General features: G+C 65.5%; 15 protein-coding genes and 1 pseudogene. 13 read left to right on the forward strand and 3 right to left on the reverse strand.

Annotated elements, in window-relative coordinates; translation table 11 throughout:
- The first annotated feature begins 49 nt into the window (after nt 1-49).
- The 4 genes and pseudogenes from frc (SM757_RS06120) (at nt 50) to SM757_RS06135 (ending at nt 3,362) form a co-directional block, all read left to right on the forward strand.
- Nucleotides 50-1,300, forward strand: coding sequence for a formyl-CoA transferase (gene frc, locus SM757_RS06120; protein ID WP_322464782.1), 1,251 nt, complete (start codon nt 50-52; stop codon nt 1,298-1,300).
- A gap of 93 nt (nt 1,301-1,393) precedes the next feature.
- Nucleotides 1,394-1,936, forward strand: coding sequence for a hypothetical protein (locus tag SM757_RS06125; RefSeq protein ID WP_066343577.1), 543 nt, complete (start codon nt 1,394-1,396; stop codon nt 1,934-1,936).
- 50 nt (nt 1,937-1,986) lie between these two features.
- Nucleotides 1,987-2,322, forward strand: a pseudogene (locus tag SM757_RS06130) (hypothetical protein); the annotation flags it as partial.
- Nucleotides 2,319-3,362 carry a protein-glutamate methylesterase/protein-glutamine glutaminase gene (locus SM757_RS06135; RefSeq protein WP_322464783.1) on the forward strand — a complete coding sequence of 348 codons (1,044 nt, stop codon included), beginning with the start codon at nt 2,319-2,321 and terminating at the stop codon, nt 3,360-3,362. The pseudogene SM757_RS06130 and the gene SM757_RS06135, both read left to right, overlap by 4 nt.
- Nucleotides 3,363-3,373: 11 nt before the next feature.
- On the opposite strand, the gene SM757_RS06140 is transcribed toward SM757_RS06135, so the two are convergent.
- Nucleotides 3,374-3,982, reverse strand: coding sequence for a Crp/Fnr family transcriptional regulator (locus SM757_RS06140; RefSeq protein ID WP_322464826.1), 609 nt, complete (start codon nt 3,980-3,982; stop codon nt 3,374-3,376).
- A gap of 142 nt (nt 3,983-4,124) precedes the next feature.
- On the opposite strand from SM757_RS06140, the gene frc (SM757_RS06145) reads away from it, so the two are divergent.
- The 8 genes from frc (SM757_RS06145) to SM757_RS06180 all read left to right on the forward strand — a co-directional run bounded on the left by frc (SM757_RS06145) (nt 4,125) and on the right by SM757_RS06180 (nt 11,532).
- Nucleotides 4,125-5,375: a formyl-CoA transferase gene (gene frc / locus SM757_RS06145; protein WP_322464782.1), complete on the forward strand. Its 1,251-nt coding sequence runs from the start codon at nt 4,125-4,127 to the stop codon at nt 5,373-5,375.
- 29 nt (nt 5,376-5,404) lie between these two features.
- Entirely contained in the window at nt 5,405-5,851 is a 447-nt protein-coding gene (locus SM757_RS06150) for a PAS domain-containing protein (protein WP_322464784.1), read from the forward strand.
- 92 nt (nt 5,852-5,943) lie between these two features.
- Nucleotides 5,944-7,191: a formyl-CoA transferase gene (gene frc / locus SM757_RS06155; protein WP_322464785.1), complete on the forward strand. Its 1,248-nt coding sequence runs from the start codon at nt 5,944-5,946 to the stop codon at nt 7,189-7,191.
- Nucleotides 7,192-7,395: 204 nt separating this feature from the next.
- Entirely contained in the window at nt 7,396-7,704 is a 309-nt protein-coding gene (locus SM757_RS06160) for an HAD family hydrolase (RefSeq protein ID WP_066342591.1), read from the forward strand.
- 39 nt (nt 7,705-7,743) lie between these two features.
- Nucleotides 7,744-8,562: a hypothetical protein gene (locus tag SM757_RS06165; RefSeq protein ID WP_066342589.1), complete on the forward strand. Its 819-nt coding sequence runs from the start codon at nt 7,744-7,746 to the stop codon at nt 8,560-8,562.
- 45 nt (nt 8,563-8,607) lie between these two features.
- Nucleotides 8,608-9,390 (forward strand): fumarylacetoacetate hydrolase family protein, encoded by a 783-nt coding sequence (locus SM757_RS06170; protein WP_322464786.1) that lies wholly within the window; start codon nt 8,608-8,610, stop codon nt 9,388-9,390.
- 80 nt (nt 9,391-9,470) lie between these two features.
- Entirely contained in the window at nt 9,471-10,526 is a 1,056-nt protein-coding gene (locus SM757_RS06175; protein WP_322464787.1) for a 2-dehydropantoate 2-reductase, read from the forward strand.
- 88 nt (nt 10,527-10,614) lie between these two features.
- Nucleotides 10,615-11,532 (forward strand): LysR family transcriptional regulator, encoded by a 918-nt coding sequence (locus SM757_RS06180; protein ID WP_066342586.1) that lies wholly within the window; start codon nt 10,615-10,617, stop codon nt 11,530-11,532.
- A 37-nt stretch (nt 11,533-11,569) separates the two neighbouring features.
- Here SM757_RS06180 and SM757_RS06185 read toward each other — a convergent pair whose 3' ends face one another.
- Both SM757_RS06185 and SM757_RS06190 read right to left on the reverse strand, forming a co-directional pair.
- Nucleotides 11,570-11,752 (reverse strand): hypothetical protein, encoded by a 183-nt coding sequence (locus SM757_RS06185; protein ID WP_322464788.1) that lies wholly within the window; start codon nt 11,750-11,752, stop codon nt 11,570-11,572.
- A gap of 288 nt (nt 11,753-12,040) precedes the next feature.
- The gene (locus tag SM757_RS06190) at nt 12,041-13,051 is read right to left on the reverse strand and encodes a serine protease (RefSeq protein WP_322464789.1); all 1,011 of its coding nucleotides are present in this window, start codon (nt 13,049-13,051) and stop codon (nt 12,041-12,043) included.
- Nucleotides 13,052-13,736: 685 nt separating this feature from the next.
- On the opposite strand from SM757_RS06190, the gene SM757_RS06195 reads away from it, so the two are divergent.
- On the forward strand, nt 13,737-13,937 hold the full coding sequence (locus SM757_RS06195; RefSeq protein ID WP_066342583.1) for a hypothetical protein: 201 nt from the start codon (nt 13,737-13,739) through the stop codon (nt 13,935-13,937).
- Nucleotides 13,938-14,051 lie beyond the last annotated feature (114 nt).

The following is a 14,051-nucleotide window of genomic DNA, read 5'->3' on the forward strand; positions in this document are numbered from 1 at the left end:
AGCTTCACACCCACACACGCCCACACGGCAACCCATCAAGGAGCGAATCATGACGAAACCTCTTGAAGGCATCCGCATCATCGACTTCACGCACGTGCAGGCCGGCCCCGCGTGCACCCAACTGCTGGCCTGGTTCGGCGCGGACGTGATCAAGGTCGAGCGCCCGGGCTCCGGTGATGTCACGCGCAACCAGTTGCGCGACATCCCCGATGCCGACGCGCTCTACTTCACCATGCTCAACAGCAACAAGCGCTCGCTGACGCTGGACACCAAGACCTCCGACGGCAAGGAAGTGCTGGAGAAGCTGATCAAGTGCTCCGACGTGATGGTGGAGAACTTTGGCCCCGGTGCGCTGGATCGCATGGGTTTCACCTGGGAGCGCATCCTGGAGCTGAACCCGAAGATGATCCTGGCCTCGGTCAAGGGCTTCAGCGACGGCCACCACTACTCGGACCTCAAGGTCTACGAGAACGTGGCGCAGTGCGCGGGCGGCGCCGCTTCCACCACGGGCTTCTGGGACGGCCCCCCGACCGTGAGCGCCGCCGCTCTCGGCGACTCCAACACGGGCATGCACCTGGCCATCGGTATCCTGACCGCGCTGCGCGGGCGGGACAAGACCGGCCAGGGCCAGAAGGTGGCTGTCTCCATGCAGGACGCCGTGCTGAACCTGTGCCGTGTCAAGCTGCGCGACCAGCAGCGCCTGGAGCGCGTGGGCTACCTCAAGGAGTATCCGCAGTACCCGCACGGCACGTTCAGCGACGTGGTGCCGCGCGGCGGCAACGCCGGCGGCGGCGGCCAGCCGGGCTGGGTGCTCAAGTGCAAGGGCTGGGAGACGGACCCCAACGCCTACATCTACTTCACGGTGCAGGACCACGCCTGGCCCCCGATCTGCCGCGCGCTGGGGCGCCCGCAGTGGATCGACGACCCGGCCTACAACACGCCCGATGCGCGCCAGCCGCACATCTTCGAGATCTTCAAGACCATAGAGGAGTGGCTGTCGGACAAGACCAAGTACGAGGCGGTGGACATCCTGCGCAAGTTCGACATTCCGTGCGCGCCGGTGCTGTCGATGAAGGAACTGGCGGTTGACGAGAGCCTGCGCGCCAGCGGCTCCATCGTGGAAGTGGAGCATCCCAAGCGGGGCAAGTACCTCACGGTGGGCAGCCCCATCAAGTTTTCGGGTTTGAAGCCCGAGATCACGGCGTCGCCGCTGCTGGGCGAGCACACCGACGAGGTGCTGGCGGAGTTGGGCTATGACGGCGACCAGATCGCCACCTTCCACGCCGTGGGCGTGGTCTGACACCAGGCCCTTTTGGTCAGGGAGACGACCATGCGCCCCGTCGTTGTCCTGAAAGCGCCGGCACCAGAGGGCGTTGTCGATCACGCCGCCTACGTGGCGCGCGGCGGTTATCGGCTGCTCAAGCGCTGTGTGGCCGGTGAGCTCGACGTCGAGATGGTGTTGCGCAGCGTGGGTGAAAGCGGACTGTTTGGCGCGCAAGGGCCGGCGGCAATGGAGTGGGAGCGCGTGCACCGCGAGCCCACGCCGCGGCTGATGGAGGCGTGCGCAGGGCAGGACGAGCGCAGCGGCGGCGACCGTGTGCTGCTGCAGCGCAACCCGCATCGCTGTTTCGAAGGCCTGTTGATTGCGGCTTGGGCGATGGGCGCATCGCACTTGCGCTTGATGCTGGTGCGCGGCGGCCATGCCGCGTTGCAGGCCATGCTGGCTGCGGAGTTGGTGAAGCTGCGCAGGCGCAGGCCCTACCCTGGCATGCCCGACATCGTGCTGGGTTGCTGCGATACACAACCTCGGTTTGAAGCCGGCATCTCCAGGCTGCGCCAGGGCATCGAAACGCTCTACTGGGTGCCGGATATTCTGGATGGCGGCGCTGAATGGTTTGCTGCGCAACGGATGCGGCCCAGGATGGAATTTGCCTGATCCTGACTGCCCAGCCATGAAACCCTCGGTTCTCAAACGACGGGGCTGAGCGCCTGGAGACGCAGTGGGCCGGGCCGGCGCTGGCTAGCATGTATGCGACGTTGATGCGCCGTGGATACCAGCCACGGATGTACGAGGCCGGGGTTCTTGGCGGCGGCAACATGTTCCCCGGGTACCAAGGTGGTCCTGACGTCGGTGCGGCGAATGTTGCATGGGTCATGGACCGGCTTGCCGCCGACGGTGTGCGCGTGACGCACGTGGACGTGGGCGGCACCTGCTACCGAAAGCTGGATTGGACGGTGGGCGCCCGGAGCGTACGGGTGCAGTCCGTGCCGCTAGAAAATGGCTTCGTGGGCGTGCGTGCGCCGGTAGGGAGGCGGTGGTGAGTATCGGCGTGTTTGTCGTGGACGATTCCGCGTTGGTCAGGCAGACGGTTGCATTCCTGCTGCAGGACCATGCCAAGTTGACAATTCTCGGCAGTGCCCCGAACCCCGTTCTGGCCGAGCCCATGATTCGCAAGTTGAATCCGAACGTGCTCTTGCTGGACGTCGAGATGCCGGGCATGGATGGGCTGACGTTCCTGCGGAAGATGATGGAGGTCATGCCCATCCCCACCGTGGTTTTCAGCACGCTGGCAACCGAGGGCAGCAAGGTGGCCTTGGAGGCGCTAGCCTTGGGCGCCGTGAGCGTGTTGGCCAAGCCGCGTCTGGGCTTGCGCCAGTACATAGAGGCATCTCGCCGTGAGCTCGTGCTGGCCTTGAAGACGGCGGCGCAGAGCCATCCGCGCGCGGGCCGCATTGCCAGGCCGGCGCAGGCGAGGCAAGCGGTGTCGCCCGTGCTTCACGCGCTCAGCGTCAACAAGCCCGTCGTCTTGGGCAGCAGCACGGGAGGGACGCAGGCGATCGAGCAGATTCTCACGGCGCTGCCTGCCGATGCGCCTGCCATGGCCATCGTGCAGCACATGCCTGAGAAGTTCACTGCGCTGTTTTCGCAGCGTGTGAACGAGCTGTGTGCCATGTCGGTTCGCGAAGCCCGCCATGGCGACCGCATGCAGCGCGGCACCGTGCTCATTGCGCCCGGCGGCAAGCACCTGTCATTGCGCAAGGCGGGTGGGCAGTACTATGCAGTGGTCACCGACGGTCCCACCGTCAATCGCCACAAGCCTTCAGTAGACGTGCTGTTTCGCAGCGCAGCCGAATGTGCGGGTGCGGATGTCTTGGCCATTTTGCTGACCGGCATGGGCGATGACGGCGCTCGCGGCATGAAGGTGCTGCACGATGGCGGTGGGCGCACGATTGCCCAGGACGAGGCCTCCTGCGTCGTCTTCGGCATGCCCAAGGAAGCCATCAAGCTCGGCGCCGTGGACGCCGTGTTGCCCCTGGACGCGATGGTCGAGGCGATCCTGCAGTTTGACGCGCGGGGCTGAGGCTCGCGGCGCTAGATTTTTCCGCGCTGCTTCAGGCGGCTGAGCGTTTCCGCCGTGAGATTGAGAAAGGACGCCAATTCCTTGCGCGGAATCTGCTCATTGATCACGGGATGCTTGCGCATGAAACGGTGCACGCGGCCCGGCGCGTCCAGCAGGTGCAGCGTGATGGTGTGCGCCATGATTTCGCTCATCACGCGCATCACGTGGTACTCGAACACCTCCTTGAACTTCGGGTGCCGGTCCATGAACTCGACCCACTTGGGCATGGGCAGCTTGGCCACGCGGCCCTTGACCACCCCGATGATGCTGTAGGGCGTGGGTGTGTTCAGCCGCCAGGCGGCGTAGCTGGTCTCCATGTCGTCCGCGCCCGCGAAGCGCAGGATCATCTCCTTGGCGTCGGCGTTGGTGACGGCGCGCTTGAGCACGCCTTCAAGCACGAAGTACTGCTCCATCTCGTGCACGCCCTGGTGCAGGAGGTAGTCGCCCTTGTTGAAGTCGCGCACCTCCAGCAACGCCTCCAGTTCCTCGCGCTCGGCGTCGTTCAGGTCCTTGAGAACGACGTTTTGCCTGAGCTGCACATGGATCACGTTGCGCTGACGGTGGTTCGCCACGGAAGAAATCACTGCAGCCACTGCACATCACCCCGGGTATTTACTGACCTGGCCGATTGACCGCAGTCAACGGCGCTTTTGAGGCGCGATTTCTACCATGGCTCGCCAGGAAATCACCGATTTCCACCGATTTGACAGCAGGAGCGTGACCATGACGAAACCCCTTGAAGGCATCCGCATCATCGACTTCACGCACGTGCAGGCCGGCCCCGCGTGCACCCAACTGCTGGCCTGGTTCGGCGCGGACGTGATCAAGGTCGAGCGCCCGGGCTCCGGTGATGTCACGCGCAACCAGTTGCGCGACATCCCCGATGCCGACGCGCTCTACTTCACCATGCTCAACAGCAACAAGCGCTCGCTGACGCTGGACACCAAGACCTCCGACGGCAAGGAAGTGCTGGAGAAGCTGATCAAGTGCTCCGACGTGATGGTGGAGAACTTTGGCCCCGGTGCACTGGACCGCATGGGTTTCACCTGGGAGCGCATCCTGGAGCTGAACCCGAAGATGATCCTGGCCTCGGTCAAGGGCTTTAGCGACGGACACCACTACTCGGACCTCAAGGTCTACGAGAACGTGGCGCAGTGCGCGGGCGGCGCTGCCTCCACCACGGGCTTCTGGGACGGCCCCCCGACCGTGAGCGCCGCCGCTCTCGGCGACTCCAACACGGGCATGCACCTGGCCATCGGCATCCTGACCGCGCTGCGCGGGCGGGACAAGACCGGCCAGGGCCAGAAGGTGGCTGTTTCCATGCAGGACGCCGTGCTGAACCTGTGCCGCGTCAAGCTGCGCGACCAGCAGCGCCTGGAGCGCGTGGGCTACCTCAAGGAGTATCCGCAGTACCCGCACGGCACGTTCAGCGACGTGGTGCCGCGCGGCGGCAACGCCGGCGGCGGCGGCCAGCCGGGCTGGGTGCTCAAGTGCAAGGGCTGGGAGACGGACCCCAACGCCTACATCTACTTCACGGTGCAGGACCACGCCTGGCCCCCGATTTGCCGCGCGCTGGGCCGCCCGCAGTGGATCGACGACCCGGCCTACAACACGCCCGATGCGCGCCAGCCGCACATCTTCGAGATTTTCAAGACGATAGAGGAGTGGCTGTCGGACAAGACCAAGTACGAGGCGGTGGACATCCTGCGCAAGTTCGACATTCCGTGCGCGCCGGTGCTGTCGATGAAGGAACTGGCGGTTGACGAGAGCCTGCGCGCCAGCGGCTCCATCGTGGAAGTGGAGCATCCCAAGCGGGGCAAGTACCTCACGGTGGGCAGCCCCATCAAGTTCTCGGGTCTGAAGCCCGAGATCACGGCGTCGCCGCTGCTGGGCGAGCACACCGACGAGGTGCTGGCGGAGTTGGGCTATGACGGCGACCAGATCGCCACCTTCCACGCCGTGGGCGTGGTCTGAAGCTGATTGAAGCACAACGGGAGACCACCATGCCTGCCATCGATTTCGAGCAGTTGGTGAAGTCCATGGGCGACGCGGTGGTCGTCACCGATGGCGCCGGCGCCATCGTGTTCTGGAACGCGGCGGCCACGCGCATCTTTGGCTTCACTGAAGCCGATGCGTTGGGCCAGTCGCTGGACCTCATCATCCCCGAGCGCCAGCGCGGCCGGCACTGGGATGGCTACAACAAGACCATGGCGTCGGCCCAGACCCGCTACGGCACCACGCTGCTGAAAGTGCCCGCGCTGCACAAGGACGGGCACACCCTGTCCATCGCCTTCACCGTGATGCTGCTCACCGGCGTGCAGGGAGAAGTGCAGGGCGTGGGCGCGGTCATACGCGACGAGACGTCGCGTTTCCAGGACGAGCGAGCGCTGCGCAAGCGCATCGCCGAGCTGGAAGCCCGCCTGGCCGCCGAGCCCAGTGGCGCGGCCTGAGGCCGACACAGCCCATTCGCCCAATTCGCCTATTTCACGCGCGGGCACCGGGATGCCGCGCGCCATTGATTTGCACAACCTAGGGGACATTGATGAACAAGGCTTTGAGCGGCGTTCGCATTCTGGACTTCACGCATGTCCAGTCGGGGCCCACCTGCACCCAGTTGCTGGCCTGGCTGGGGGCGGACGTGATCAAGGTGGAGCGGCCGGGCGAGGGTGACGCCACGCGCGCGCAGTTGCGCGACATCCCGGGCGTGGACAGCCTCTACTTCACCATGCTCAACCACAACAAGCGCTCGGTGACGCTCAACACCAAGAAGCCGCGCGGCAAGCAGGTGCTGGAGTCGCTGATCAAGAAATGCGACGTGCTGGTCGAGAACTTCGCACCCGGCGCCATGGAGCGCATGGGCATGAGCTGGGAGCACATCCATAAACTCAACCCACGCATGATCTTGGCTTCCGTCAAGGGCTTTGGCCCAGGCCGCTACGAGGACTGCAAGGTCTACGAGAACGTGGCGCAGTGCGCGGGCGGTGCGGCCTCCACCACGGGTTTCGATGACGGCCTGCCGGTGGTGAGCGGTGCACAGATCGGCGACAGCGGCACGGGCCTGCACCTGGCATTGGGCATCCTGGCGGCGCTGTACCAGCGCACGCACAGCGGCCGCGGCCAGAAGGTGCTGGCGCCCATGCAGGATGCCGTGCTCAACCTCTGCCGCGTGAAGCTGCGCGACCAGCAGCGGCTGGAGCGCACGGGGTCGTTGCACGAGTATCCGCAGTATCCGGACGGCAAGTTCGGCGAAGCCGTGCCGCGTGCCGGCAATGCCTCCGGCGGCGGCCAGCCCGGCTGGATCCTGCGCTGCAAGGGCTGGGAGACGGACCCGAATGCCTACATCTACTTCATCACGCAGGCGGCCGTGTGGCCGGCGGTGTGCAAGGTGATTGGCGAGGAAGGCTGGATCACGGATGAGGCCTATGCCACGCCCCAGGCACGGCTGTTGCACTTGAAGCCCATCTTCGCCCGCATCGAGCAGTGGACCATGACCAAGACCAAGTTCGAGGCCATGGAGATCCTCAATGAATTCGACATTCCCTGCGGGCCGATTCTCTCGATGAAGGAGATTGCCGAGGACCCGTGGCTGCGCAAGAGCGGCACGGTGGTGGAGGTGGAGCACCCCACGCGCGGCAAGCACCTGACGGTGGGCAACCCCATCAAGCTCTCGGACAGCCCCACCGAGGTCCAGCGCGCCCCGCTGTTGGGCGAGCACACCGACGAAGTGCTGCGCGAACTGGGCTACAGCGAATCCGACCTGGCCTTGCTGAGGGAAGAAGGATCGATTTGATCCTTGCTCGATATCCCTGCTGAACGGTATTCGCCATTCCTGTCGCGGCGGGAATGGCGGTCCTTATTTTGAGGCGAGCTTTCGTTCATCCGGCCGGCATCCATAAACCGCCGTAAATGGTTTCCAGAAAAACAATCAACTGTTGTTAACCAGCTTGGCTCCATAAACTGGATTCGTCCATTCCGATACTGCAAGGAGAAGGTGATGTTCAACGACCTGCCCCTGGAATTCCGGATCGAGGAAATCGAGCGCAACGCGTACAACGCGGCTTTTTACGAGCTGGGCCTGCGCTGGTACTGGGATACCGAAACCTACGCGGCGCTGTTGCGCCACAGCGCGCAGCCGGCCGAGCGCATACAGCATTACCTGCGCACGCAGCAGCCGCACCTGCTCACGGCCTATGACGCGGACTTCCTGGCCCGCGCCATCCAGGAGGGCATGCTGCGCCGCAAGGACAGCGCGCGCCCGGTGTGCGACTGGTCCAAGGTGACCGGCTGCGAGTTGGGCATTTGAGCCGGCACCCACGGTTGACTCACTGAAGGCGCGGTGGCCATGTCCATACTCGTCAACAAGCACACCCGCGTGATCCTGCAGGGCGGCGACGGCGGCGCCGGCCCGGGCTGCAGCGCCGCCTGGCGCGCCGGCGGCCGCGCGGGGCGCGCCTGCATCGTTGCAGGCGTACCTTATGGCCCTACCCAGGACATGCCCGCGGGCGTGCCGCTTTTTGCCAGCGTGCGCGAGGCCAGGGCCGAATCCGGCGCGACGGCGTCCGTCATCTGCGTGCCGCCGATGTTCGCAGCCCGCGCCATCGAGGAAGCGCTGGACGCAGAGCTGGAGCTGGTTATCTGCCTGACCGAAGGCGCGCCTGAGGAGCCCATGCGGCGTGTGCGCCAGCGCGTGCGCGAGCAGGGCACGCGGCTGCTGGATCGCTCCTGCGGCCTGGTCACGCCGGGCGAGATCCATATCGGCCCGCTGGCAGGCCAGGCGCTGCGGCGCGGCCGCATAGGCGTGGTGTCGCGCTCGGCCGCGCTGGCGAGCCTGGCGGCCGGGCAGCTGGCGGGCTACGGCCTGGGAGAGTCCACGGTGGTGGGTTTGGGCGAGCCTGGCGGCTGCGGCCTGGGCACGCTGGACGTGCTGCGCCTCTTCGACCAGGACCCCGGCACCGACGCCGTGCTGCTGGCCGGCAGCCTGGACGCGCGCGCCGACGCCGACTGCGCCCACTGGGTGCAGCGCCACATGCGCAAGCCCGTGGTGGTGTTCGGCCAAGGGTCGGACGCGCTGCCCGCGGGCCTGCCGAGCACGCGCAACCCTGCCGCGATGGGCGACCTGGTCGCCGCCGCCGTCGAGCCGCAGTGGCTGCCCTTCGACTGAACACGATCCGCGATCACGCTATTTCACTTCGCATCAAGGACCACCATGAGCACTCTCTGGATTCGTTACGAGCTCGACGGGCAAGCAGGCTTCGGCCGCCTGGAAGGCCAGCGCGTGCATGAGCACCGCGGCGACCTCTTCGGCCGCCACGAGGCAACGGGGCGCAGCGTCGCGCTGGGCGACGTGCGGGTGCTGCCACCCACGCAGCCGAGCAAGGTGGTGGCGATGTGGAACAACTTCGGCGAGCTGCGCGCCAAGCTCAAGCTGGGCATGCCGCAGGAGCCGCTGTACCTGCTCAAGTCGCCCAACTCCTGGTCGGCGCATGGCGCGCCCATTGAGATGCCACGCTGCGGCGGCAAGGTGGTGTTCGAGGGCGAGCTGGGCATCGTCATGGGCCGGCGCTGCAGCGGCGTGAGCGAGGCGCAGGCTCTGGAACACGTGTTCGGCTACACCTGCGCCAATGAAGTGACGCAGGCCGAGATTCTCAACCGCGACGCCAGCTTCGCGCAGTGGGTGCGCGCCAAGGGCTTCGACACCTTCTGCCCCATGGGGCCGGCCATCGCCACGGGCCTGGACCCGCAAAGCCTGCGCGTGCGCACGCTGCTGGACGGCCAGGTGCGGCAGGACTACCCCATCAGCGACATGACGTTTGCCGTGCCGCGCCTGGTCAGCCTGATTTCCCAGGACATGACGCTGCTGCCCGGCGACGTCATTCTCTGCGGCACCTCCGTGGGCGTGGGCTCCATGAAGCCCGGCAGCACGGTGGAAGTCGAGATCGAAGGCATAGGCCGCCTGAGCAACCAGCTGGTTGAGCGCTCCACCGCCTGAGGCGGGAACAGCCCAACTCCAGCCATCGCAATCATCCCATTCCATCCATCAGCAGCAGCATTCACCACAGGAGCTTATTCATGAAAATCGCCATCATCGGCGCGGGCGCCATCGGAGGGCTGGTTGGCGCGAAGCTGGCGCTTGCGGGCGAGGACGTCACCTTCCTCGTGCGCGGGCGCAACCTGCAGGCCATCCGCGAGCATGGCGTCAAGCTGGTCACGGCCGAGGGTTGGGAGCACACCGCCAACAACGTGCGCGCCACCGACGACTACGCCGAGGCCGGCCCGCAGGACCTGGTGATCCTGGCCATGAAGGCGCACCAGGTGGAGGCCGTGGTGCCCGAGCTGCCCAAGCTGTTTGGGCCGGACACGGCGGTGGTGACCATGCAGAACGGCATTCCCTACTGGTACTTCCAGCGCCACGGCGGCGAGCACGAGGGTAAGCAGGTGACGACGGTGGACCCGTCCGGCGCCATCGCCGCAGGCATTCCGGCCGAGCGCGTGATCGGCTGCGTGGTCTACCCGGCCTCGGAGCTGGTGGCGCCGGGCGTCATACGCCACATCGAGGGCGACCGTTTTCCGCTGGGCGAGCTGGACGGCAACATCACGCCGCGCGTGCAGGCCATTGCCGAGCGCTTCGCCAACGCCGGCTTCAAGGCGCCAGTGCTGGACAACATCCGCGCCGAGATCTGGCTCAAGCTCTGGGGCAACCTGACTTTCAATCCCATCAGCGCGCTCACGCATTCGACGCTGGAGGACATCTGCCGCTTCCCGCTGTCGCGGGAAGTCGCCGCGTCCATGATGCGCGAGGCACAGGACGTCGCGACCAGGCTGGGCATCAGCTTCCGCGTGCCGCTGGAAAAGCGCATTGCCGGCGCGGAAAAGGTGGGCAAGCACAAGACGTCCATGCTGCAGGACGTGGAGGCCGGGCGCGAGCCGGAAATCGACGCGCTGGTGGGATCGGTGGTGGAGCTCGCCCGCCTCACGGGCACGCCCACGCCGCACATAGACACGGTGTTCGGCCTGGTGAAACTGCTGGCCAAGACCATGGGCGACGAGGGCGGGCAGGTGCGGCTGCAGGCCATGGCGCCGGCGCAACCGGGGGAAGCTGCTGCCTCGGCACGGTTGGCGGCCTGATTCCTTTAGCGTCACATGCGGCGCACATGCGTGTCCATGAGGGGCCGGCAGTGATGCCGGCTCCAACACGTCAGTCCCGCCCGGCGCGATGAAACACGCGACCTTCCGGCAGTTGAAAGTGTTCGAGTCGGTGGCTCGGCACTTGAGCTATTCGCGCGCGGCCGAGGAGCTCTATCTCACGCAGCCTGCCGTCTCCATACAGATTCGCAAGCTGGAAGAGCACGCGGGCCATCCGCTGTTCGAGCAGTTTGGCAAGAAGGTCTATTTGACGCCTGCCGGTGCGGAATTGCTGCAGATCAGCCGCGCCATCATCCAGCAGTTCGAAGCCGCCGAGGCCGCCATGGCGCAGTTCAGCGGCGTGGCAGGCGGCAAGCTCAACGTGGGCGTCATCAGCGCGGGCGACTATTTTTTTCCGCGGCTATTGGTCGATTTCCTGGGCCGGCATGCGGGTGTGCAGCTCAACTTCACGGTGCACAACCGGGAAGAGCTGCTGTCGCACATAGAGCAGAACCTGACCGATCTGGCGGTCATGGTCAGGCCACCCAATGACCTGGACACCGTCAACGAAGCCTTCGCGCCGCACCCCTATGTGGTCGTGGCGCCGCCGCAGCACGAGCTGGTGGGGCGCTCGCGGCTGGAGGTCGGGGAGGTGATGCGCCAGCCCTTCATCGTCCGCGAGCGCGGATCGGACACATGGAAGTCCATGCAGGAAGGCTTTGGGGGCGATCTGTCGGCGCTCAACGTCGCCATGGAAATCCGCAGCACCGAGACCATCAAGCAGGCCGTGATGGCGGGGATGGGCTTGAGCTTTTTGTCCGCGCACACGGTCTCGCGCGAACTGCAGGCGGGAAGCCTGCGCGTGCTGGACGTCCAGGGCTTGCCGTTGATGCTGCACTGGTACGTGGTGCACCGCTTGGGCAAGCGCCTGCCGCCGGTGGCGCAGGCGTTCAAGGATTTTTTGATCAGCGACGGCGCGTCGCTGATCCGTCACATCGTCCCGGCGTGACCGTCCGGGGCGGGAAAGGAGGCTGAAACCTCAGCGATCAGCGCTTGAAGGCCTGGAGCACCAGGCGTTTGTGGTTGCGCTGGCGCAGCAACTCGCGCACGGCGTTGTAGACGATGCCCGCGGGCGTGGCCGCGAACAGCTCGCTCCAGGCGGCGTTCACAGAGGCGTTTTGCGCCTGCGGCTTGTAGGAAGGGTTCGACGAGGAAACAGTGGACTTCATGTTGTGTCTCGCGAAAAAACGTCTGGACTGACGCCAGTTTAGGGTAAACCCCAGCTGGTTAACAACTCTTTTGTTGTTTCGCCCCATCGTGATGCAAGGATTGGCACACAGGAAATCACGGTAGAGCAGTGTTGAAGTCAGCAAGCAGGGAGCATGCCTGCGCCACGCCGGCCACAGGGCCGGTGCGCGGGTGGTTTTTTGCCTGTCGTTGCGTGATCAACCGGCAGCGGCTGGCCTGGGCTGCAGGCCTTGCAGCCCAGCCTTTGCGAGGCGTACGTGCCTCGCGAATCAGGGCGCAGCGGCGGCGTGCTGGGCGGGCAGGGGCGCGTCGGTGCCCAGCTTTTCCGTCGTCTCGCGCGCCAGAGCCGGGTTGAGGCGGTTGAGCGAAGCGAGCGCCTGCTGCTCCTGTTGCGCTTGGCCGCTTCGGTGGTAGAGCTCCGCCAGCGCCGCCCAACTGCGGCTGAAGCCCGGGTTCACCGTCAGGCTGCGCTGCCAGGTTTGGGATGCCGCCTCGTCGCGGCCCAAGTTGGCGTTGGCCAGGGCGCGCAGGTAAAGCGGCTCGGCGTCGGCGGCGTCCTCGCGCATCCAGCGCTCGGTCAGTTGCAGCAGCGCGTCCCATTGGCCGGCGCTTTCCATGGCGGCGGCTTGCAGGAAGTTGGGCAGGGTGTTCACCGGTCCTTGCCAGAAGCCTTGGCCGTCGTGCGGCTTCACGTCCACGGCGCGTGCCTGGGCCTGCTCGGCTGCGGGCAGCCATTCCACTGGCATGGCGTAGTAATTGGACCGGCCGCCGGGCAGGCGGAAGGTGAGGATGCCCACGAGCCGGCCCTGTTCGTCGAACAGTCCGCCGCCGCTGGCGCCGGAGCTGAAGCCGTTGCTGCACTGGATGACCTGGCTGCCGCCCCATTGGTGCAGTGCTACCACGCTGCCGCCGCTGATGCGCAGCGCCGGCCCGCCGGTGTAGCCCAGCGCGGCCAAGTCCTGGCCCTCGCGCAGCGAGCCGGCCTTTCCGAGCGCCACCGGCTTGTGCGGCAGCTCGGGGACTTGCAGCAGGCAAAGGTCGTGTACGGCGTCCACCGTCTGCGCCTGCACGGGCCAGCGTGAGCCCGCCTGCACCACGGTGATGGACTGGGCCCGCCGCGTGACGTGGCAATTCGTCACCACGCGCTCCTTGGCGATGACCACGCCGGAGCCCACCTGCATGCGCCCGCTGTCTTCCTGCGACTCGATGCGCAGCACGCTGCCACCCAACTCGATGAGCGAGCGCCGGTCGAAATCCGCCTGCGCAGGGCCTGCGGCCACCGTGCCTGCGGCCAGCACCAGGGTGCCCCACAGGCGGCCCGCCGGGACCGGAACTGCTTGCAGTTCAGCCGGGCCGCGCCGTCGGCGTGCGCCTCTTGCGAAGAGTGACGCCAACGCCTGCTTCAGCCTGCTGAATCCCATACTGCACCATTTCCTTGCGACAAGATGAGCACGTTCCAGGCCTGCCAAATGGGCAGCCCTTCGGTTATTCAAATGAATAAAACCCCTTGATCCCCGCACGGAAAAATGCGGGGATGTTCAACTTGGGTCAGGTGCGAATCAGTATAAGTGCTGATGTTGCGGTGCAGCAAAGCCTTCCGCTGCAGTCGGATACCGCATTCGACATGGCCCGGCATGGGCGTTTGCTGGCCCGCGCATCAGGCTGGATTGAAACGGACCAGCGGGCCGGGAAGAGTAATTCCCGGTGCCGAAGTCGTTGATATTTCGTGATTTTTTGTCTATGCCGGCGGTGTGATGTGTAACGAGGCTGAATTCCGGCTGCTTCGTTGTGAGAATGGTGAATATGTGGAGTGTGTTTTATCTGCTCTCGTGAATTTAATAATATTTTGAATATGCATCCTCAGCGGTAATGCACTGTGAAACTATTGATGGACTGGGTTTTCTTTTGCCGTTTGAAGGTGAATGTGTGTTGGGTCTCGTTGCTGCGGGGTTTTGAGCTTTGAACATGAACCATTGGAAGAACACAGGCGTGGCTGCAGCCTTGTGCGGCCTGCTGGCACTGGGTGCGGTGGCCGCGCCGGCGCACTGGTACCTCTGGCGCAGCAAGCTCGACGGCAAGACTTTTTGCCATCAGACCTCGCCTGGCGAAGGCTGGGAGCGCGTGGGCGGGCCGTTCCGGGATTTGCGCTGCGAGAAGCCGGCGTGATCCGGTTGCACGGCGGCGCAGCCCGCCTGCACGCCGACTGCAAAAGCGGCGTTTATCAATAGCCAGAAATTATCAAATGGACCCCGCGCCTGGCGGCGCGAATACTGGCTCCAA

The sequence above is a fragment of the Azohydromonas lata genome (assembly GCF_034427735.1).
Classification (GTDB): domain Bacteria; phylum Pseudomonadota; class Gammaproteobacteria; order Burkholderiales; family Burkholderiaceae_C; genus Azohydromonas; species Azohydromonas lata.

Bases quoted from the DNA above. Each gene is read 5' to 3' on its own strand.
- frc (WP_322464782.1), top strand. From the start codon at position 50: ATGACGAAACCTCTTGAAGGCATCCGCATCATCGACTTCACGCACGTG.
- frc (WP_322464782.1), top strand. From the start codon at position 4,125: ATGACGAAACCCCTTGAAGGCATCCGCATCATCGACTTCACGCACGTG.
- SM757_RS06150 (WP_322464784.1), top strand. From the start codon at position 5,405: ATGCCTGCCATCGATTTCGAGCAGTTGGTGAAGTCCATGGGCGACGCG.
- frc (WP_322464785.1), top strand. From the start codon at position 5,944: ATGAACAAGGCTTTGAGCGGCGTTCGCATTCTGGACTTCACGCATGTC.
- SM757_RS06160 (WP_066342591.1), top strand. From the start codon at position 7,396: ATGTTCAACGACCTGCCCCTGGAATTCCGGATCGAGGAAATCGAGCGC.
- SM757_RS06165 (WP_066342589.1), top strand. From the start codon at position 7,744: ATGTCCATACTCGTCAACAAGCACACCCGCGTGATCCTGCAGGGCGGC.
- SM757_RS06170 (WP_322464786.1), top strand. From the start codon at position 8,608: ATGAGCACTCTCTGGATTCGTTACGAGCTCGACGGGCAAGCAGGCTTC.
- SM757_RS06175 (WP_322464787.1), top strand. From the start codon at position 9,471: ATGAAAATCGCCATCATCGGCGCGGGCGCCATCGGAGGGCTGGTTGGC.
- SM757_RS06180 (WP_066342586.1), top strand. From the start codon at position 10,615: ATGAAACACGCGACCTTCCGGCAGTTGAAAGTGTTCGAGTCGGTGGCT.
- SM757_RS06185 (WP_322464788.1), bottom strand. From the start codon at position 11,752: ATGAAGTCCACTGTTTCCTCGTCGAACCCTTCCTACAAGCCGCAGGCG.
- SM757_RS06195 (WP_066342583.1), top strand. From the start codon at position 13,737: ATGAACCATTGGAAGAACACAGGCGTGGCTGCAGCCTTGTGCGGCCTG.